General features: G+C 61.1%; 16 protein-coding genes and 2 tRNA genes. 15 read left to right on the forward strand and 3 right to left on the reverse strand.

The annotated features are described in order from the left end of the window. Positions 1 to 145: 145 nt before the first annotated feature. From ftsH to IAE40_RS19275, 15 genes are all read left to right on the forward strand, one after another. A complete protein-coding gene (gene ftsH / locus IAE40_RS19205) occupies positions 146 to 2053 on the forward strand; it encodes an ATP-dependent zinc metalloprotease FtsH (protein WP_054892617.1) in 1908 nt (635 codons plus the stop codon). 8 nt (positions 2054 to 2061) lie between these two features. Then, the gene (folP, locus tag IAE40_RS19210; protein ID WP_153774502.1) at positions 2062 to 2913 is read left to right on the forward strand and encodes a dihydropteroate synthase; all 852 of its coding nucleotides are present in this window, start codon (positions 2062 to 2064) and stop codon (positions 2911 to 2913) included. A gap of 17 nt (positions 2914 to 2930) precedes the next feature. Then, entirely contained in the window at positions 2931 to 4271 is a 1341-nt protein-coding gene (gene glmM, locus IAE40_RS19215; RefSeq protein WP_054892615.1) for a phosphoglucosamine mutase, read from the forward strand. A 66-nt stretch (positions 4272 to 4337) separates the two neighbouring features. Next, the gene (gene tpiA, locus IAE40_RS19220) at positions 4338 to 5093 is read left to right on the forward strand and encodes a triose-phosphate isomerase (protein ID WP_153774503.1); all 756 of its coding nucleotides are present in this window, start codon (positions 4338 to 4340) and stop codon (positions 5091 to 5093) included. Between the two features lie 4 nt (positions 5094 to 5097). Next, a complete protein-coding gene (gene secG, locus IAE40_RS19225) occupies positions 5098 to 5490 on the forward strand; it encodes a preprotein translocase subunit SecG (protein ID WP_054892613.1) in 393 nt (130 codons plus the stop codon). Positions 5491 to 5511: 21 nt separating this feature from the next. Continuing rightward, positions 5512 to 5597 (forward strand) — tRNA-Leu (locus IAE40_RS19230). A gap of 98 nt (positions 5598 to 5695) precedes the next feature. After that, a tRNA-Met gene (locus IAE40_RS19235) sits at positions 5696 to 5772 on the forward strand. 130 nt (positions 5773 to 5902) lie between these two features. Next, positions 5903 to 6361: a ribosome maturation factor RimP gene (gene rimP, locus IAE40_RS19240; RefSeq protein ID WP_054892673.1), complete on the forward strand. Its 459-nt coding sequence runs from the start codon at positions 5903 to 5905 to the stop codon at positions 6359 to 6361. Positions 6362 to 6420: 59 nt separating this feature from the next. Further along, entirely contained in the window at positions 6421 to 7902 is a 1482-nt protein-coding gene (nusA, locus tag IAE40_RS19245; protein ID WP_054892612.1) for a transcription termination factor NusA, read from the forward strand. A gap of 27 nt (positions 7903 to 7929) precedes the next feature. Beyond that, positions 7930 to 10467 carry a translation initiation factor IF-2 gene (gene infB, locus IAE40_RS19250; protein ID WP_153774504.1) on the forward strand — a complete coding sequence of 846 codons (2538 nt, stop codon included), beginning with the start codon at positions 7930 to 7932 and terminating at the stop codon, positions 10465 to 10467. A 118-nt stretch (positions 10468 to 10585) separates the two neighbouring features. Further along, a complete protein-coding gene (rbfA, locus tag IAE40_RS19255; RefSeq protein ID WP_054892610.1) occupies positions 10586 to 10984 on the forward strand; it encodes a 30S ribosome-binding factor RbfA in 399 nt (132 codons plus the stop codon). Between the two features lie 3 nt (positions 10985 to 10987). Beyond that, entirely contained in the window at positions 10988 to 11905 is a 918-nt protein-coding gene (gene truB / locus IAE40_RS19260; RefSeq protein ID WP_065861581.1) for a tRNA pseudouridine(55) synthase TruB, read from the forward strand. A 151-nt stretch (positions 11906 to 12056) separates the two neighbouring features. Next, complete coding sequence (gene rpsO / locus IAE40_RS19265) at positions 12057 to 12326, forward strand: 30S ribosomal protein S15 (RefSeq protein WP_029613930.1); 270 nt, start codon at positions 12057 to 12059, stop codon at positions 12324 to 12326. A 259-nt stretch (positions 12327 to 12585) separates the two neighbouring features. Beyond that, on the forward strand, positions 12586 to 14691 hold the full coding sequence (gene pnp / locus IAE40_RS19270; RefSeq protein ID WP_065861582.1) for a polyribonucleotide nucleotidyltransferase: 2106 nt from the start codon (positions 12586 to 12588) through the stop codon (positions 14689 to 14691). Between the two features lie 264 nt (positions 14692 to 14955). Next, positions 14956 to 15309 (forward strand): BON domain-containing protein, encoded by a 354-nt coding sequence (locus IAE40_RS19275; protein WP_054892607.1) that lies wholly within the window; start codon positions 14956 to 14958, stop codon positions 15307 to 15309. A gap of 96 nt (positions 15310 to 15405) precedes the next feature. Here IAE40_RS19275 and IAE40_RS19280 read toward each other — a convergent pair whose 3' ends face one another. Genes IAE40_RS19280 through acs form a run of 3 tightly spaced genes read right to left on the reverse strand, consistent with a single transcriptional unit; the run spans position 15406 to position 21253 of the window. After that, positions 15406 to 18387, reverse strand: a complete 2982-nt coding sequence (locus IAE40_RS19280) for a DUF748 domain-containing protein (protein WP_442798133.1) — start codon at positions 18385 to 18387, stop codon at positions 15406 to 15408. Positions 18388 to 18418: 31 nt separating this feature from the next. Beyond that, a complete protein-coding gene (locus IAE40_RS19285; RefSeq protein WP_200603704.1) occupies positions 18419 to 19288 on the reverse strand; it encodes an oxygenase MpaB family protein in 870 nt (289 codons plus the stop codon). A 30-nt stretch (positions 19289 to 19318) separates the two neighbouring features. Beyond that, positions 19319 to 21253 (reverse strand): acetate--CoA ligase, encoded by a 1935-nt coding sequence (gene acs, locus IAE40_RS19290; protein ID WP_200603705.1) that lies wholly within the window; start codon positions 21251 to 21253, stop codon positions 19319 to 19321. Positions 21254 to 21353 lie beyond the last annotated feature (100 nt).

The raw sequence follows: 21353 nt of genomic DNA on the forward strand, positions 1-21353 counted from the left end.
CCGAACTTCGTGTAGTCTAGGTTTCACAAAGGGTTACAGACGGTGCCTGCGGATGCGCAGGTAATGTAGTAAGTTAGGGCGGTGAATATCATGCGAGGCACGGCTGCGTCGTGCGCCGACCTCAGAGGGTAGCTAATTGAACGACATGGCAAAGAATCTGATCCTGTGGTTGATCATCGCGGCTGTCCTCGTGACGGTGATGAACAACTTCTCCAGCCCTAACGAGCCGCAGACCCTCAACTATTCCGACTTCATCCAGCAGGTCAAGGACGGTAAGGTCGAGCGTGTGACCGTCGACGGCGCCGTCATCACCGGCAAGCGTACCGATGGCGACAACTTCAAGACCGTTCGTCCGGCCATTGCCGACAACGGCCTGATCGGCGACCTGGTCGACAATCATGTCGTGATCGAAGGCAAGCAACCTGAACAGCAGAGCATCTGGACCCAGCTGCTGGTCGCCAGCTTCCCGATCCTCGTGATCATCGCCGTGTTCATGTTCTTCATGCGCCAGATGCAAGGCGGTGCGGGCGGCAAGGGCGGGCCGATGAGCTTCGGCAAGAGCAAGGCGCGCCTGCTCTCCGAAGACCAGGTGAAAACCACCCTGGCCGATGTCGCGGGTTGCGACGAAGCCAAGGAAGAAGTTGGCGAGCTGGTCGAGTTCCTGCGTGATCCAGGCAAATTCCAGCGCCTGGGCGGTCGTATCCCACGTGGCGTGCTGATGGTCGGCCCGCCCGGTACCGGTAAGACCTTGCTGGCCAAGGCCATCGCCGGTGAGGCGAAAGTGCCGTTCTTCACCATTTCCGGTTCCGATTTCGTCGAAATGTTCGTCGGTGTTGGTGCCAGCCGTGTTCGTGACATGTTCGAACAGGCGAAGAAGCACGCGCCTTGCATCATCTTCATCGACGAGATCGACGCTGTCGGTCGCCACCGTGGCGCCGGCATGGGGGGCGGTCACGACGAGCGCGAGCAGACACTGAACCAGTTGCTGGTCGAGATGGATGGCTTCGAGATGAACGATGGCATTATCGTCATCGCGGCCACCAACCGGCCTGATGTGCTCGACCCGGCGCTGCTGCGTCCTGGTCGCTTCGACCGCCAGGTGGTGGTCGGCCTGCCGGATATCCGTGGTCGCGAGCAGATTCTCAAGGTGCACATGCGCAAGGTGCCGGTCGGCGAGAACGTCAACGCCGCCGTCATTGCCCGTGGTACTCCCGGCTTCTCCGGTGCCGATCTCGCCAACCTGGTTAACGAGGCGTCGCTGTTCGCCGCTCGCTCCAGCAAGCGCCTGGTCGAGATGAAGGAGTTCGAGCTGGCCAAGGACAAGATCATGATGGGTGCCGAGCGCAAGACCATGGTCATGTCCGAGAAAGAGAAGCAGAACACGGCTTATCACGAGGCCGGTCACGCCATCGTTGGTCGTGTGGTGCCTGAGCATGACCCGGTGTACAAGGTCTCGATCATTCCGCGCGGTCGTGCGCTCGGTGTGACCATGTTCCTGCCCGAGGAAGATCGCTACAGCCTCTCCAAGCGTGCGCTGATCAGCCAGATCTGTTCGCTGTACGGCGGCCGTATTGCCGAGGAGATGACCCTGGGCTTCGATGGCGTCACCACGGGTGCGTCCAACGACATCATGCGTGCCAGCCAGATCGCCCGGAACATGGTCACCAAGTGGGGCCTGTCCGAGAAGCTCGGTCCGTTGATGTACGCCGAAGAAGAGGGCGAGGTGTTCCTTGGCCGCAGTGCTGGCAGCCAGCACGCCAGCGTCTCCGGGGAGACCGCCAAGTTGATCGATTCCGAGGTGCGCAGCATCATCGATCAGTGCTATGCCACCGCCAAGCAGATCCTCACCGACAACCGCGACAAGCTTGACGCGATGGCCGAGGCCCTGATGAAGTACGAAACCATCGATGCCGACCAGATCGACGACATCATGGCAGGTCGTACGCCGCGCGAGCCGCGCGACTGGGACAACGATGCCGGTACCTCCGGCAATCAGGCGTCCCAGGGTGATCGTCCAGAGTCGCCGATCGGCGGTCCGGCGGCTCAACACTAAGGGTTCATATGACCTCTCAGCAGTACCCGACCCGGTTGCCTTGCGGCAACCGGGTTCTTGATTTGTCCCGTACCCATGTCATGGGTATTCTCAACGTCACCCCTGATTCATTTTCCGACGGCGGTCGCTTCAGCCGCCGCGACGAGGCCTTGCGCCATGCCGAGACGATGGTCGCGGCGGGTGCCACGCTTATCGATGTAGGTGGCGAATCCACCCGTCCCGGCGCTCGCGCAGTGTCGCCCGTCGAGGAGCTGGAGCGGGTCGCTCCGATCGTCGAGGCTATCAGCAGTCGCCTTGATGTCATCATCTCGGTCGATACCTCTACGCCCGCGGTAATGCGCGAGACGGCTCGGCTTGGCGCCGGGCTGATCAACGATGTGCGCGCCCTGGAACGCGATGGTGCGCTGGATGCTGCGGCCGACACCGGCCTGCCGGTATGCCTGATGCACATGCGCGGTGAGCCGGGTAACATGCAGGACAATCCGCGGTATGACGATGTCACCCAAGAGGTGGCTAGCTATCTGGAGCGGCGTATGGCTGCCTGCGCGGCAGTCGGCATCGGCGCGGAACGAATCATTCTTGATCCGGGCTTCGGGTTCGCCAAGAACCTGGCGCACAACCTGAGCCTGTTCAAGCATATGGAAGCACTCTATCGCCTGGGGCGGCCACTGCTGGTGGGCGTCTCGCGCAAGAGCATGATCGGCCAGGCGCTGGATCGTCCGGTCGGCGAGCGGCTGTACGGCAGCCTCGCACTGGCGGCATTGGCCATGACCATGGGGACGAGCATCCTGCGCGTACATGATGTGGCCGAGACCGTCGATGTGGTGCGCATGATCGCTGCGGTACAGAGCGCCGAATAAGAACGTTTGGAGTTTCTATGAGCAGAAAATACTTTGGTACCGATGGTATCCGTGGTCGCGTTGGCGAATATCCAATTACTCCCGACTTCATGCTGAAGCTCGGCTGGGCGGCGGGCATGGCCTTCCGCAAGCAGGGCAATTGCCGCGTTCTGGTGGGCAAGGATACCCGTATCTCCGGCTACATGTTCGAGTCGGCTCTGGAGGCTGGCCTCTCGGCTGCCGGCGCTGACGTGATGCTCCTCGGGCCGATGCCGACCCCGGCCATCGCCTACCTGACTCGCACCTTCCATGCTGAAGCGGGTATCGTCATCAGTGCTTCGCACAATCCGCATGATGACAACGGCATCAAGTTCTTCTCGGGCAACGGCACCAAGCTGCCAGACGAGGTCGAGCTGATGATCGAGGAACTGCTCGATCAGCCGATGAATGTGGTCGAGTCGAGCAAACTGGGCAAGGTTTCTCGCATCAACGACGCTGCCGGTCGCTACATCGAGTTCTGCAAGAGCAGCGTGCCCAGCAGCACTGATTTCGCTGGCCTCAAGCTGGTCGTCGATTGCGCCCATGGTGCCACCTACAAGGTCGCTCCGAGCGTGTTCCGCGAATTGGGTGCGGATGTCACTGTACTGCATGCCCAGCCTGATGGCTTGAACATCAACGAGGGCTGTGGTTCCACGCATATCGAGTCGCTGCAGGCTGCCGTGCTGGTGGGGCATGCCGACCTGGGTATCGCCTTCGATGGCGATGGCGACCGGGTGCTGATGGTCGATCATACGGGAGCGATCGTCGACGGTGACGAGTTGCTGTTCATCATTGCCCGCGACCTCCAGGAGCGAGGCAAGCTGCAGGGCGGGGTAGTTGGCACGCTCATGAGTAACTTGGGCCTGGAGCTGGCGCTCAAGGACCTCGACATTCCATTCGCACGCGCCAAGGTCGGTGACCGCTATGTCATGGCCGAGCTGCTTGAACGCGAATGGCTGCTCGGTGGTGAGAACTCCGGCCATGTGGTGTGCTGCAACCACACCACCACAGGCGACGCGATCATTGCGGCACTGCAGGTGTTGATGGCGCTCAAGCGTCGTGGCGAAAACCTTGCCCAGGCACGTCAGGCGATTCGCAAATGCCCGCAGGTACTGATCAATGTCCGTTATGCCGCCGGTAGTGCCGATCCGCTGGAAAATCCTGCCGTGCAGGAAGCCAGCGCCAAGGTCACCGAGGCGATGGCTGGCCGTGGCCGTGTGCTGCTGCGCAAGTCCGGGACCGAGCCGCTGCTGCGGGTGATGGTCGAGGGGGACGACGAAAGTCAGGTGCGCGGCCACGCCGAAGCCTTGGCCAAGGTCGTTGCAGAAGTTTGTGCCTGAAAGACGCTTGCCAGCGCGATTCTGGTTGGGTAAGATCTGCGCCCACTTTGACCGACGAGGTAGAGCATGCGTCGCCCCATGGTAGCTGGTAACTGGAAGATGCACGGTACCCGCGCCAGCGTCGCTGAGCTGAGCCTGAGCCTGAGTAATCTGGTTCTTCCTGGTGGTGTCGAAGTTGCGGTGTTTCCGCCGTCGCTGTTCATCAATCAAGTCATTGATGAGTTGAGCGGCAAGGGAATCATCGTTGGAGCACAGAATTCTGCAGTACAGCCCGAACAGGGTGCGCTGACAGGTGAAGTTGCACCTAGTCAGTTGGCTGAAGTCGGTTGCAAGTTGGTGTTGATTGGCCATTCGGAGCGTCGCCAGATTATTGGTGAAACGGACGAAGTGCTGAATCGCAAGTTTGCAGCCGCACAGGCAAGTGGTTTGAAGCCGGTGCTCTGCGTAGGGGAAACCCTCGAGGAACGCGAGGCTGGCAAGACGCTCGAAGTTGTCGGGCGTCAACTAAGCAGTGTTATCGATGCATTCGGTATCAAGGCTTTTGCCAATGCAGTAATTGCCTATGAGCCTGTATGGGCCATTGGCACTGGTTTGACGGCCTCGCCTCAGCAAGCCCAGGATGTGCACGCTGCCATCCGTGCGCAGCTGAAGGCGCTGGACGCCGAAGTTGCAGCGAATGTGCAACTTCTCTACGGCGGTAGCGTGAAGGCGGCCAATGCGGCCGAACTGTTCGGCATGCCGGATATTGATGGGGGGCTCATTGGTGGAGCATCCCTGAACGCAGACGAATTCGGTGCAATTTGTCGCGCCGCAGGAAACTGAACATATGCTGGAAACAGTCGTAGTTGTTTTTCATCTGTTGGCTGCACTGGCGCTGGTAGCGCTGGTTCTGATGCAACAGGGTAAAGGTGCGGAAGCAGGTGCATCTTTCGGCGCAGGTGCTTCAAATACTGTGTTCGGAAGCCAAGGTTCTGCTACCTTCCTGAGTAAATTTACTGCTATACTTGCCGCCACTTTCTTTTTGACTGCACTTGGGTTAGGATACTTCGCCAAGCAGCAGGCACACCAGCTGACTCAAGCCGGTTTGCCAGATCCAGCAGTGCTGGAAGTTAAAGAGCAAAAGCCGGCAGTAAATGATGATGTACCGGTGCTCCAGGAACAGAAGAGTGAAGCCGCCCCAAAAGGTGACGTCCCTCCTCCTACCGAAGAGCAGAAGTAACGGGTTTCAAGATGTAATATTGCCGAGGTGGTGGAATTGGTAGACACGCAACCTTGAGGTGGTTGTGCCCATAGGGTGTAGGGGTTCGAGTCCCCTTCTCGGTACCAATTGAAGCATGAGAGCCCGCTTTAGCGGGCTTTCTTGCAGGTGGAGGTCGGATTGACCCTGCACAGGGTTCGGTCTTATACTTTCGCCCCAGCTTTGTCGCGGGGTGGAGCAGCTTGGTAGCTCGTCGGGCTCATAACCCGAAGGTCGTTGGTTCAAATCCAGCCCCCGCAACCAGCTTCAGCGGAGCCCCTTTTCAGGGGCTTTTTGCTAGCTGAACAGTTCTTCGCGTCGTTGTTCAACGGCGCTTTCAGGGATGGGCGCTTCGCCCATTTTTTATTTGCACAGCATGCACGAGGGGGTTCAGGTGTCGAGCAAGCTAGAACAGTTGCAGGCCTTGTTGGCCCCGGTTGTCGAGGGTCTGGGCTATCAGTGCTGGGGGATCGAATACGTTTCCCAGGGTAAGCATTCGGTACTACGCATCTATATCGACAAGGAAGACGGCATCCTGGTGGACGACTGCGAAGCGGTCAGCCGTCAGGCCAGCGCCATTCTTGATGTGGAAGATCCGATCAGCAGTGAATACACCCTCGAGGTGTCCTCTCCAGGCATGGATCGCCCGCTGTTCACACTGGAACAGTTTGCTTCGCATGCGGGCGAGCAAGTGAAGATCAAGCTGCGTACGCCCTTCGAGGGTCGTCGTAACTTCCAGGGCCTTCTCCGCGGTGTGGAGGATCAGGACGTGGTGATCCAGGTGGATACCAACGAATTCCTGCTGCCGATCGACTCGATCGACAAGGCCAATATTATTCCCAGTTTTGACTGAGACGTGCCGGGCCCGGCGGACATTCCGGGCCTAATGGCTTGCGCAAGGCGAGGCGTACGATGAGCAAAGAAGTACTGCTGGTTGTTGAATCGGTATCCAACGAAAAGGGTGTACCACCCGGCGTCATTTTCGAAGCGCTGGAAGTGGCCCTGGCTACTGCAACCAAAAAACGTTTTGAAGACGAAGTCGATCTGCGTGTGGAAATCAACCGCCACACCGGTAGCTACGAGACCTTCCGTCGCTGGACCGTGGTCGACGAAAACGACCTGGACGATCCGGCGATCGAAACCTGGCTGGACAAGATCAAGGACTCTCATCCGGACGCCAAGATTGGCGACGTGATCGAGGAGAAGATCGAGTCCATCGAGTTCGGTCGTATCGCCGCCCAGACTGCGAAGCAGGTCATCGTGCAGAAGGTTCGCGAGGCCGAGCGCGCCCAAGTGGTCGACGCCTACCGCGAGCGTGTCGGCGAGATCATCTCCGGCACCGTCAAGAAGGTCACTCGCGACAACGTCATCGTCGACCTGGGCAACAATGCCGAGGCGCTGCTGGCTCGCGAAGACATCATCCCGCGTGAGACTTTCCGCGTCGGTGTGCGCCTGCGTGCACTGCTCAAGGAAATTCGCACCGAGAACCGTGGCCCGCAGTTGATCCTGTCGCGTACCGCACCGCAGATGCTGATCGAGCTGTTCCGCATCGAAGTGCCGGAAATCGCCGAGGGCCTGATCGAGGTGATGGCAGCATCCCGTGATCCGGGTTCGCGTGCCAAGATCGCCGTGCGTTCCAAGGACAAGCGTATCGATCCTCAAGGCGCCTGCATCGGCATGCGGGGTTCGCGCGTCCAGGCAGTCTCCGGTGAGTTGGGTGGTGAGCGTGTGGATATCGTCCTGTGGGACGAGAACCCGGCGCAGTTCGTCATCAACGCCATGTCGCCGGCCGAAGTCGCGGCGATCATCGTTGACGAGGATGCCCACGCAATGGACATCGCCGTTGCCGAGGACAACCTGGCGCAGGCCATCGGCCGCGGCGGTCAGAACGTTCGCCTGGCCAGTCAGCTGACTGGCTGGACCCTGAACGTGATGACCGAGAAGGATATCCAGGCCAAGCAGCAAGCTGAAACAGGTGACATCCTGCGTAACTTCATCGAGGAACTGGAAGTCGACGAAGAGCTGGCACAGGTGCTGGTCGACGAAGGCTTCACCAGCCTCGAAGAAATTGCTTACGTACCGTTGGAAGAAATGCTCAACATCGATGGCTTCGACGAGGAAATCGTCAACGAGTTGCGTGCTCGTGCCAAGGACCGTTTGTTGACCAAAGCCATCGCTACCGAAGAAAAACTGGCAGACGCCCATCCGGCCGAAGACCTGCTCTCCCTCGAGGGCATGGACAAGGATCTGGCGGCGGAACTGGCGGTGCGCGGCGTGGTTAACCGCGAAGACCTGGCCGAGCAGTCGATCGACGACCTGCTCGACATCGACGGCATCGACGAAGAGCGTGCCGGCAAGTTGATCATGGCCGCCCGAGCCCACTGGTTCGAGTAATTAGGCGCGGCCTGAGGAGAGAAGTGCATGACGCAAGTCACGGTGAAAGAACTGGCCCAAGAGGTCGAGGCACCGGTAGAGCGCCTGCTGCAGCAGATGCGTGAGGCAGGTCTGCCGCACACCGACGCCGGTCAGGTAGTGACCGACAATGAGAAGCAGGTTCTGCTGACTCATCTGAAGAGCAGCCACAAGAGCAAGGCGGAAGAGCCACGCAAGATTACCTTGCAGCGCAAGACCACCAGCACCCTGCGTGTCGCCGGTAGCAAGAGCATCAGCGTAGAAGTACGCAAGAAGAAAGTATTCGTGCAGCGCAGCCCGGAAGAGATCCAGGCCGAGCAGAAGCGTGAGGCTGAAGAGCGCCGTGCCGCTGAGAATGCTGCGCGTGAGAAGGTCGAGGCCGAGACTCGCCAGCGTAACGAAGAGCAGGCTCGCCGTCAGGCCGCCGAAGCTCCGGTTGTGGCGCCTGCGCCACGTGCCGAGCCGGCTCCGGCTGCTGCCGAGCCTGTAGTGGCTGATGCCCCGGTGTCCGATGACGCCGCCGCACGTGCCGCCGAGCGCAAGAAGGACGAGAACCGTCGCAACGAAAACCGCACCCGTGACGACGATCGTCGTGGCGCTGGTGGCGAACGTCGTGGCGAAGCCCCTCGCGTTTCGATCAAGGTCAAGGTCAAGGAGAAGGAAAAAGCTCCGACTCCGCGCGCTGCACCGCGCACCACTGACGAAGAGAGCGATGGCGCGCGTCGTGGCCGTGGCGGCAAGAGCAAACTGAAGAAGCGCAACCAGCACGGCTTCCAGAGCCCGACTGGTCCGGTCATCCGTGATGTCAGCATCGGCGAGACCATCACCGTCTCCGAGCTGGCTCAGCAGATGTCGGTCAAGGCTGCCGAAGTCGTCAAGTTCATGTTCAAGCTGGGTACTCCGGTCACCATCAACCAGGTGCTTGACCAGGAGACCGCTCAGTTGGTCGCCGAAGAGCTGGGCCACAAGGTCACCCTGGTCAGCGATACCGCCCTGGAAGACTCCCTGGCCGAATCGCTGAAGTTCGAAGGTGAAGTCGAGTCCCGCGCGCCGGTCGTGACCGTCATGGGCCACGTCGACCACGGCAAGACCTCGCTGCTCGACTACATCCGTCGTGCCAAGGTCGCCGCTGGCGAAGCCGGTGGTATCACCCAGCACATCGGTGCCTACCACGTGGAAACCGACCGCGGCATGGTCACCTTCCTCGATACTCCGGGCCACGCTGCGTTTACCCAAATGCGTGCCCGCGGTGCCAAGGCGACCGACATCGTCATCCTGGTGGTGGCGGCGGACGACGGCGTGATGCCACAGACCCGTGAGGCCGTTCAGCATGCGAAAGCTGCTGGTGTTCCGCTGGTGGTCGCGGTGAACAAGATCGACAAGCCGGGTGCCGACCTCGATCGCATCCGCAACGAACTGGCCGTCGAAGGCGTGACCTCCGAGGACTGGGGTGGTGACACTCCGTTCGTCAAGGTTTCGGCGAAGATGGGTACCGGTGTCGACGAACTCCTCGAGGCCGTCCTGCTGCAGGCCGAGATTCTCGAACTGACCGCTACCCCGACCGCACCTGGTCGTGGCGTTGTCGTCGAGTCGCGTCTGGACAAGGGCCGCGGTCCGGTAGCCACCATCCTGGTTCAGGACGGTACGCTGCGTCAGGGCGACATGGTTCTGGTTGGCTCCAATTATGGCCGCGTACGTGCCATGCTCGACGAGAACGGCAAGCCTGTGAAGGAAGCCGGCCCGTCGATCCCGGTCGAGATCCTCGGCCTGGATGGTACTCCGGAAGCCGGTGACGAGCTGTCCGTGGTCGCTGACGAGAAGAAGGCACGTGAAGTCGCCCTGTTCCGTCAAGGCAAGTACCGCGAGGTCAAGCTGGCCCGTGCTCACGCCGGCAAGCTGGAAAACATCTTCGAGACCATGGGTCAGGAAGAGAAGAAGACCCTCAACATCGTCCTCAAGACCGACGTGCGCGGCTCTCTGGAAGCACTCCAGGGCTCGCTCGGCAGCCTGGGCAACGACGAAGTTCAGGTGCGTGTCATCGGTGGCGGCGTCGGTGGTATCACCGAGAGCGATGCCAACCTGGCGCTGGCTTCGAATGCAGTACTGTTCGGCTTCAACGTGCGTGCCGATGCCGGCGCGCGCAAGATCGTCGAGCAGGAAGGTCTGGATATGCGTTACTACAACGTGATCTACGACATCATCGAAGACGTCAAGAAAGCACTGACCGGCATGCTCGGCAGCGATGTTCGCGAGAACATCCTGGGTGTCGCCGAAGTGCGTGATGTGTTCCGTTCGCCGAAGTTCGGCGCCATCGCTGGCTGTATGGTCATCGAAGGTACCGTGTACCGCAACCGTCCGATCCGCGTACTGCGCGAGGACGTTGTGATCTTCGAAGGCGAGCTGGAATCGCTGCGTCGCTTCAAGGACGACGCCGCCGAAGTGCGTAACGGCATGGAATGCGGTATCGGCGTCAAGAGCTACAACGACGTCAAGGTCGGCGACAAGATCGAAGTCTTCGAGAAAGTCCAGGTTGCCCGTACCCTGTAAGGGATGGGCGCGGCCCAGGCCCCGTCGCAAGGCGGCTGGCTGGGCCTCTGAAGGTAACGCCCGGTCAGGCACACCCGCCTGACCGGGCGTTTGCCGCTTTAAGATACAGGTAGCAAAAATGGCAAAAGAATATAGCCGTACCCAACGCATCGGCGACCAGATGCAGCGCGAGCTGGCCGAGCTGATCCGCCGTGAAGTCAAGGATCCACGTGTGGGCCTGGTGACCATCACCGCGGTCGACGTCAGTCGTGATCTCGGTCACGCCAAGGTCTTCATCACGGTGATGGGCCAGGATGACGCCGACGCCGTCCCCCAGACCCTGAAGGCGCTCAACAGTGCCGCCAGTTTCCTGCGTCTGCACCTCGGGCGGGCGATGCAACTGCGCAGCGTTCCACAACTGCATTTCCACTTCGATGAAAGTGTCAGCCGGGGTGTTCACCTCTCGGCACTGATCGAACGTGCGGTGGCCGAAGATCGCCTGCACAAGGATGCCGACGAGCTGGACACCAAGGAGTAAGCGGTGGCCCAGGTCAAACGTATCCGTCGTAACGTCAGCGGTATCATCCTGCTCGACAAGCCCTTGGGGTTCACCTCCAATGCAGCGTTGCAGAAGGTCCGCTGGCTGCTCAATGCAGAAAAGGCCGGCCATACCGGCAGCCTCGACCCACTGGCCACCGGTGTTTTGCCGCTGTGCTTCGGTGAGGCGACCAAGTTTTCGCAGTACTTGCTCGATTCCGACAAGGGCTACGAAACCGTCATGCAGCTGGGGCAGACTACCAGCACCGCGGACGCCGAAGGCGAGGTGCTGCAGACCCGTGAGGTGACCGTTGGTCGCGCCGATATCGAAGCCGCGATCCCGCGTTTTCGAGGTGAAATCCGCCAGGTGCCGCCGATGTACTCGGCGCTCAAGCGTGACGGCCAGCCGCTTTACAAGTTGGCGCGTGCAGGAGAGGTAGTGGAGCGCGAGGCGCGTTCTGTTACTATTAACCGCTTGGAGTTGCTCGAGTGCGAAGGCACCCGTGCGCGCCTCTCGGTCGGCTGCAGCAAAGGCACCTATATCCGCACGTTGGTCGAGGATATCGGTGAGGTGCTGGGCTGTGGTGCCTATGTCGCAGAATTGCGTCGCACCCAGGCCGGGCCTTTCGCCCTGGCACAGACCGTGACGCTCGAGGAGCTCGAGCAGGCCCATGCCGAAGGCGGCAACGAAGCACTCGATCGCTTCCTCATGCCGTCCGACAGCGGGCTGCAGGACTGGCCGCTGGTACTGTTGTCCGAGCACAGCGCGTTCTACTGGCTGCACGGTCAGGCAGTGCGAGCACCGGACGCGCCGCAGTTCGGCATGGTCCGGGTACAGGATCACAATGGTCGCTTCATCGGTATCGGTGAAGTGAGCGAAGACGGGCGCATTGCGCCGCGTCGGCTGATTCGGTCGGAATGACCGAAACCACAGGGCAGGGCTTCGGTCGTGCGCTGGGGAACCGAGGATGGCTGTCAGTAGGCACGGTCATACCTCTTTTTATTAATACAGGGATTCAAGTCCCTGGCCTATTGGACCCCGCTTGCGGGATCCGTTTATCAGGAGAAGCCAAATGGCCCTCAGCGTCGAAGAAAAAGCTCAGATCGTTGCCGATTACCAGCAAGCCGCCGGCGATACCGGTAGCCCGGAAGTGCAGGTTGCTCTGCTGACCGCCAACATCAACAAGCTGCAAGGCCACTTCAAGGCCAACGAAAAAGACCACCACTCCCGTCGTGGTCTCATCCGTATGGTCAACCAGCGTCGTAAGCTGCTGGATTACCTGAAGGGCAAAGACACCACTCGTTACAGCGCCCTGATCGGTCGCCTGGGCCTGCGTCGCTAATAGCGGACTGGCCAGTGGTGTGCATGGCGTGTCGCATGCTTGGGGAGCGCTGCTTGTCAGCGCTACCCTTGGACACGCCACGCGTATCTCCGAGGTTGGCAGCCTGATGCCGTTGAGCGAATTTTTCGCAAGACGCCCAGGCTCCCAGCCTCGTGTTGTATCTGGACGGTCAACGGAGTCGACACTCCCTTCCGCCCAAGAATTCGCAAGATCCCAGTTTTCCCAGTTCCCCCAAGAGCCACTGAAAAGGTAGGAAACCGTGAACCCGGTAATCAAGACGTTCCAGTTCGGTCAATCGACCGTCACTCTCGAAACGGGCCGCATTGCCCGTCAGGCCACCGGCGCCGTGCTGGTCACCGTCGACAACGATGTCACCGTGCTGGTGACCGTGGTCGGTGCCAAGCAAGCCGATCCAGGCAAGGGCTTCTTCCCGCTGTCCGTGCACTATCAGGAAAAGACCTACGCCGCTGGCAAGATCCCTGGCGGTTTCTTCAAGCGTGAAGGCCGTCCTTCCGAGAAAGAAACCCTGACCTCGCGTCTGATCGACCGTCCGATCCGCCCGCTCTTCCCTGAAGGTTTCATGAACGAAGTGCAGGTCGTCTGCACCGTGGTTTCCACCAGCAAGAAGACCGATCCGGACATCGCTGCGATGATCGGTACCTCGGCTGCCCTGGCCATCTCCGGCATTCCGTTCGAAGGCCCGATCGGCGCCGCCCGCGTTGCCTTCCATGAAAGCACCGGCTACCTGCTTAACCCGACCTACGAGCAACTGGCTGCCTCGAGCCTGGACATGGTCGTTGCCGGTACCTCCGACGCCGTACTGATGGTCGAATCGGAAGCCCAGGAGCTGACCGAAGACCAGATGCTGGGCGCCGTGCTGTTCGCCCACGACGAGTTCCAGGCTGTGATCAAGGCCGTCAAGGAACTGGCCGCCGAAGCCGGCAAACCAACCTGGGACTGGAAACCAGCCGTTGCCAACACTGCACTGTTCGACGCTATTCGCGCCGAGTTCGGTGAAGCCGTATCCCAGGGCTACACCATCACCGTCAAGGCCGACCGCTACGCGCGTCTGGGCGAGCTGCGCGACCAGGCCGTCGCCAAGTTCTCCGGTGAGGAAGGCCAGCCATCGGCGAGCGAAGTCAAAGACATCTTCGGCGAAATCGAGTACCGCACCGTTCGCGAAAACATCGTCAACGGCAAGCCGCGTATCGACGGTCGCGACACCAAGACCGTACGTCCGCTGAACATCGAAGTCGGTGTTCTGCCCAAGACCCACGGTTCGGCACTGTTCACCCGTGGTGAAACCCAGGCCCTGGTCGTTGCCACCCTCGGCACCGCCCGTGACGCCCAGCTGCTGGACACTCTCGAAGGCGAGAAGAAAGACCCCTTCATGCTGCACTACAACTTCCCGCCGTTCTCGGTAGGCGAATGTGGTCGCATGGGCGGTGCTGGCCGTCGCGAGATCGGTCACGGCCGTCTGGCTCGTCGCTCGGTTCAGGCCATGCTGCCTGCCGCTGACGTGTTCCCGTACACCATCCGCGTCGTTTCGGAAATCACCGAATCCAACGGTTCGAGCTCCATGGCTTCGGTCTGCGGTGCTTCCCTGGCTCTGATGGACGCTGGCGTTCCGATGAAAGCGCCGGTTGCCGGTATCGCCATGGGCCTGGTCAAGGAAGGCGAGAAGTTCGCGATCCTGACCGACATCCTCGGTGACGAAGACCACCTGGGCGACATGGACTTCAAGGTTGCCGGTACCGCCAAAGGCGTCACCGCGCTGCAGATGGACATCAAGATCAACGGCATCACCGAAGAGATCATGGAGATCGCCCTGGGCCAGGCCCTGGAAGCTCGCCTGAACATCCTCGGCCAGATGAACCAGATCATCGGTCAGTCGCGTACCGAGCTGTCGGCCAACGCCCCGACCATGATCGCGATGAAGATCGACACCGACAAGATCCGTGACGTCATCGGTAAAGGCGGCGCCACCATCCGCGCCATCTGTGAAGAGACCAAGGCTTCGATCGACATCGAAGACGACGGCTCGATCAAGATCTTCGGCGAAACCAAGGAAGCGGCAGATGCTGCCAAGCAGCGCATCCTGGGTATCACCGCAGAAGCCGAGATCGGCAAGATCTACGTCGGCAAGGTCGAGCGTATCGTCGACTTCGGCGCCTTCGTCAACATCCTGCCTGGCAAGGACGGTCTGGTGCACATCTCCATGCTCAGCGATGCGCGTGTAGAGAAGGTCACCGACGTGCTGAAAGAAGGCCAGGAAGTCGAAGTACTGGTACTGGACGTGGACAACCGCGGCCGTATCAAGCTGTCGATCAAGGACGTCGCCGCTGCCAAGGCATCGGGTGTCTAAGCCTTATCGGCAATGACTGAAAAAGGACCTCCTCGGAGGTCCTTTTTTATGCGCGCAGAAAAACCTGTTGGACTTGCATCTTGCATGCAGGTTTTTCGCCGGGCTTGCAAATTGCACGATTCCCCTGACAAGTGAAATGCCGTAACTCTTTGTTTTTAAAGGAATCAAGCGAAGCGGAAAAACTGGCACAGCCCCTGCAACTACCTTCATACCTGCAGCCAGGAACCACGGCGCAGATCTTTCGAATAAACAGGAGTGACCCACATGAAGAAGTTTGCCATTGCTGCCGCTACTGCTACCGCCCTGACTCTGTCGATGGCTAACGGCGCATTCGCCGCAGAGGCTACCCAAGCTCCAGTGATGCTGGCTTCCAACCAACCGGTGGCCGATGCCAAGCAAGAAACCTCGGACACCTGGATCACCACCAAGGTCAAGGCTGATCTGCTGACCGAAAAAGGCATCCCAGGCAGCGATATCAAGGTTGAAACCAGCCACGGTGTTGTCTCCCTGTCTTCGGACACGAAGGTCACCCCATCGCAGAAAGAAACCGCGGTGAACATCACCAAGAAGATCAAAGGCGTGAAAGACGTAACTGCTGAAGCGCTGAAAACCGAATAAGGATTGTCCCGCCGGTCAGAAGGATCTGGCCACCCAAAGAGAAAGCCCCGGCATCTGCCGGGGCTTTCTCTTTGCGCGTCTGAAAGTGTTCAGGGATTACTCTGCGTCCAGATGCATCGGTGTGATTACTCGCCCGTCGCTCTCGGCCTGACCCAAGGTAGTGTCGATGAAGTACACCCGGTCATCCTCCAGCTTGCCCTTGTCTACCAGGTAGTCCTTGATGCTGCTCGCCCGGTCCTGGCCGAGGTTGCGCAGCAAGGCCGCGCTTTCGGCCCAGGATTTGATCACTGCCTCGCGCAGCTTGGTGGTGCGCTCTTCGCGGCTGAGCTTTTCCCATTCTGCAGGTGGCTGCTGCTTGAGACGGGTGCGGTAGATGCCCTCGAGCATGGCCGGCTTGTCGCTGTCGTCGATCACCAGCATCGAGGCATTGGCCGGTACCTTGTCACCGCGCCGCTGCAGAATCTTGTACCAGGTCGCCTGGTATTCGCGTTCCAGACGCTGTTGGGCGATCAATGGGCCGTCGCTGCTCTGTGCGCTGGTCCCTTCGATCTCCAGGCGCAGTTCCGGCCGCTGTTGCAGGGCCGAGGCCAGTTTGTCCAGGGCCGACTGGGCCTCGCTGCTGAGATCGCTGGAGCCGGGAGCGAAGGATACGTTGCCCAGATCCTCCGAACCGCCACCGGCAATCAATCCGCCGATGAACTTGAACGGCGCCTGCGCCGCACGCAGCACCAGGTTGCGCAGGGTTTGCCAGACGATCGGCATGACGCTGAACTGCGGGTTGTTGAGATCGCCCGTGACAGGCAGCTCGATGGAGATCTTGCCCTCGGTATCCTTGAGCAACGCGACAGCGAGGCGAATAGGCAGGTCGACGGCATCGGGGCTGTCGACTTTTTCACCCAGTTGCAGTTGCTCCACCACGACCTTGTTCTCGGCCTTGAGCTGGCCCTTTGTGATCACATAGTGCAGGTCGAGATTCAGACGTCCCTTGCGGATGCGGAACCCGGCGAACTTGCCGGAGTAGGGCGTCAGGGTGGTCAGTTCGACGCGCTTGAAGCTGGTGGCGATGTCGAGGCTGGCCATCGGGTCGAACGGATTCAATGCGCCCTTGATGGTCACCGGCGCGTAGCGATCGACCTTGCCTTTGACGTCCACTTTCGCCGGGAGCGGCTTGCGGTTGTCGATGGTGCCGATCTGGCCGTTCAACTGCTGTACGGCGGTGGCGAAGTTGGGCGTCAATGTCAGGTCGGCGAAGTTGGCCGAGCCATCGTTGATATCGATCTGGCCGATTCGGATGCCCAGCGGCTTTTCATTGCTGGCTGTGGCCGGTTTCGCTTGGCTGGCGGTTGGTGCGTCAGCAGGTTGCGGGATGAGAAGGTCGTCGACACTGGTGGTGCGGTCTTCGTTGATGATGAAGCGCGCGTAGGGCTGCAACAGGGTGACCTTGTCGATCGAAAGGGCGTCGCCGTGCACATAGGACAGCCCATCGACGTTCACCTGCTGCCATTTCACGAAGTCGCGCCCCTTGATCGTGTCGAGGGTGTGCAACTGGTTGACCTGGGCCTTGCCCGCCACGCTGAAGGCCAGTGGCTCGGTGCCCTTGAGGTCGACCTTGAGATCGCTGGCGAGCATGCCGCTGCGCAGCTCCAGGCGAATGAACGGGCTGATGTAGGCCTGGGCTACGCGCAGGTCGATGTCGCGGGTACTGACGTCCAGCTTGGCGGTGACCGGTGCCAGGTTGACCTGGCCGGCAGCCTGCAGCTTGCCTTGGCGGCCCACGCCGGTGTCGAGCTTGAGCGTGAAGGGCGACTTGTTGAGGCTGTCAAAGCCTTGCATGTCCAGGTTGAGCGGCCCGACATCGAGTGCCACGGGCTCTTTCTGGCTGCGGTCGGCCAGGTGAATCATGTAGTTGCGTGCCTGAACATCCTTGAGCAGAACCTGCCAGGGTTTGCTGGGCTGCTTGGCGGCGTTTTCCTCGGGGGGCGGCGCTGCGGTGGCGGGCTCGGCCTTTTCCTTGGGGGTGGCTTTGGCGGGCTGACTGGCGAAGAGTTTCTGCCAGTCGAGCTGACCGTCACGTTCGAGGGCTGCCCAGGTTTCGAGTTTTTCGCTACGGATCTTGCCGACGGTCACCAGCTGCTTGGCCAGGTCGATGGAGGTTTCGCTGACCTCAAGGCTGGCCAGGCGCGCCAGTGGGCGGCCATCGGGCGCCTTGATGGCGAAGGGCGCGACGCGCACGGAGGCGTTATCGAGCAGCAGCTCGGTTTCCTTGGACAGGTTCAGTTTGTAGTGGGTATCGAGGCTGAGGACGCCGTCTTCCAGCACCAGCGGTACAGCATCACGTACGTAAGGCCAGAACAGCTTCATCTTGCTGTCGGTGATCTTCAGCGTGCCTTCGGAGGTGATGGGCGACAGGCTCAGGTTGCCGCTCCAGTCGATACGTCCGCCATTGGGGCCGTTGGCGACCAGCGTCATGTCGGCGCTGTCGTCCGGCAAGGTGCTGAGGTTCTTCAGTTCGAGGTTCATCGAGTCATAGAGGAACTCGATGGGTTCGCTCGGGCGCAGGTCCTGGAAGTGCAGGTAGCCTTCGTTGAGCTTGATGCTGGCGATCCGCAGCGGGAACGGATCGCTCGGCGGCTCGTCCGGTTTCGGCTCGCTCGGCGGCAGCTTGAACAGCTGACTGAGGTTGAGGCTGCCGTCCTTGGCGAACAGCAGCTCGGTGCGCGGCTTGTCCAGCTCTACCGCGTCCAGGTGCAGGGCGCCGCTCCATAGGCTGTCGAGGGAGAGGTTGGCGTAGAGGCGTTCGAAGGCCACCTGCTCCTTGCCCGGCTCGCCGATCTGCAGGCCCCACAACGTCAGCTCAAGGCTGAACGGGTTGAACTCGATACGCTGCAGGTGCGCCGGCACGGTGGCGTACTGCGCCAGTTGCTGGTTGGCGATGCGCAGGCCCACACCGGGAAGAATGAAGAAGCCAAGCAGGCTGTACAGGGCCACGATGGCCAGCAAGGCGCCAATGGCGCGATTCAATCCTTTGGGCATGTGCGGCGTCGTCTGTCTCGAGCGGAGGTGCTTGGAGTATGGCACGTCAAATCAGTTCCGATACATCGGAGAACTCTTAGAGCAAGCCCATCCGCCGCCGGGCGCGGTGCGCCGAACCGTCGCGCATGGCCCATCGCAACACGGGCGCTGTACGCTCCACGCCCAGGCGCACCATGCGACGCTGCAGGGGGCCTTGGTGCAGACCGAGCAGGGCGCTGGCCCAATCGGGCAGCAAGTCGATGCCCGCGTGCAGCATCAGCTTGCCCACGGGCTCTGCCAGCCGGCTGGGCGCCGGGGCTTCGAGCAGTATGCCGACCACCTCCAGGCTGCGGGCATCGCACTGCAGTTGTGGGCGCATGTGCTGCAGATAGTCGTCTACCTGACGACATGAACGCGGGACGTTGCGGGCGCCCAGGCGTTCAGCGATCAAGGCGATCTCGTCGTAGTAGGCATCCTGGTCAGCCACTGGCAGCCGTGGGTTGCAGTAGCGCAGGTGGGCGGCGAGAAAATTGCTGACCTCCGCCACGTGCACCCAGGTCAGCAGGTCCGGGTCGCTGGCCGCGTAATGGCGTCCGTCGGGAGCGGTGCCGACCACCTTGAGGTGGATGCTGCGGACCTTGTCGATCAACCATTCGGCATCTCGCGTCGAGCCGAAGGTCGTACCGGAGATGAACTGACTGGTGCGGCGCAGACGGCCGAGCAGGTCTTCGCGAAAATTCGAGTGATCCCAGACCCCGGCCAGTGCCAGTGGATGCAGCAGTTGCAGCATCAATGCGCTGATGCCGCCGATCAGCATGCTGGGGAAATCACCATGTACTTGCCAGCTGACGCTTTGCGGGCCGAACAGGCCCGGGTCACCCTTTGGGGACTCCAGGTCGAGCTGGCCGAGGGCCAGCCCGGTGAGGCTCATGACCTGGGTTTCGATGCGGCGACGTAAGGCTTCCATGGCGACCTGTACTGGCCGCCTGGCGGCCGTCTAGTGGTTGAGGCGTGTGTCGATGAGGCCCTGGACCACGCTGGGGTCGGCGAGGGTCGAGGTATCGCCGAGGTTATCCAGCTCGTTGCAGGCGATCTTGCGCAGTATACGCCGCATGATCTTGCCGGAGCGGGTCTTGGGCAAGGCCGGTGCCCACTGGATCAGCTCGGGTTTGGCGAAGCTGCCGATCTCCTTACTGACCAGCGCCAGCAGCTCGGCCTTGAGCGCATCGTCCGCGGTGATGCCATTCATCGTGGTGACGAAGGCATACACGCCCTGGCCCTTGAGGTCGTGGGGGTAGCCGACCACCGCAGCTTCGGCGACCTTGTCGTGCAGGACTAGCGCACTCTCCACCTCGGCGGTGCCGATGCGATGGCCGGATACGTTGATCACATCGTCGATACGCCCGGTGATCCAGTAGTCGCCGTCAGCATCGCGGCGTGCGCCATCGCCGGTGAAGTAGTAGCCGGGCATGGGTTTGAAGTAGGTATCGACCATACGCTGGTGATCACCATAGACGCTACGGATCTGCCCTGGCCAACTGGCCTTGATCGCCAGCAGCCCGGCACCAGGGCCTTCGATCGGTTTGCCTTTTTCGTCCAGCAGCACCGGTTGTACACCGAACATCGGTTGCGTGGCACAGCCGGGCTTCAGCCGTGGTGTGCCGGGCAGAGGGGTGAGCATGATGCCGCCGGTCTCGGTCTGCCACCAGGTGTCGACGATGGGGCAGCGCTTTTGCCCCACGGCTTCGAAATACCATTCCCAGGCTTCAGGGTTGATCGGCTCGCCGACGCTGCCGAGCAGCCGCAGGCTCTTGCGCGAGGTACCCTGCAACGGTGCGTTGCCTTCGCGCATCAAGGCGCGCAGGGCCGTGGGCGCGGTGTAGAAGATGTTCACCTGATGCTTGTCGACCACCTGCCAGAAACGCGAGATATCCGGGTAGTTGGGCACGCCTTCGAACATCAGCGAGATGGCACCGTTGGCCAGCGGGCCATAGACGATGTAGCTGTGGCCAGTGACCCAGCCGACGTCGGCGGTGCACCAGAAGACTTCGCCGTCGCGGTAGTCGAACACCACCTTGAACGTCATCGTTGCCTGCAACAGGTAGCCCGCCGTGCTGTGCAACACGCCCTTGGGTTTGCCAGTGCTGCCTGAGGTGTAGAGGATGAACAACGGGTCTTCGGCGGCCATCGGTTCGGGGGCGCAGTCGTCGCCAGCGTGCTCGGTGGCCTCGTGGTACCAGAGGTCGCGTCCTTCGCTCCAGACCACATCGCCCCCGGTGCGCTTGACCACCAGCACACTGCTGACATCCGGGCAATTGGCCAGGGCTTTGTCGACGTTCTGCTTGAGCGGGATACGCTTGCCGCCGCGCACGCCCTCGTCGGCGGTGATCACCGTGCGGCAGTCGGCATCGAGGATGCGGTCGCGCAGGGCATCGGGGGAGAAACCGCCGAACACCACCGAGTGAATGGCGCCGATCCGCGTGCAGGCGAGCATGGCGTAGGCGGCCTCGGGGATCATCGGCATGTAGATGCAGACCCGGTCGCCTTTCTTCACGCCACGGGCTTTCAGGGCGTTGGCCAGGCGGCAGACCTGGCGATGCAGTTCGCGGTAGGTGATCGGTCTGGCGTCTTTCGGGTCGTCGCCTTCCCAGAGCAGGGCGGTCTGGTCGCCACGTTTGTCGAGATGGCGGTCGATGCAGTTGTAACTGACGTTGAGCTGGGCGCCATCGAACCAGCGTGCGGTGCCGGTCTTGAGGTCGCACTGTTGCACGCTCGACCAGGGCTTGATCCAGTCCAGGCGTTTGGCCTGCTCGGCCCAGAAGGTATCGGGATCGTCCACCGACTGGCGGTAGAGGCGGCGGTAATCTGCGTCGGAGAGTTCGGCGGCCTGGCTGACAGACAGGGCCTGGGGGTAGTCGCGGATATCGAACATGGCGGGTGGTCCTGCTCTTGTCGGAGGGACTTCAACGGCTATTCGATGGACAGTGTAGCTGGAACTGTTGTTCAACCTGTGCTGGCCTCTTCGCGGGCGA

This window comes from Pseudomonas sp. S44, assembly GCF_016624805.1.
GTDB lineage: Bacteria > Pseudomonadota > Gammaproteobacteria > Pseudomonadales > Pseudomonadaceae > Aquipseudomonas > Aquipseudomonas machongensis.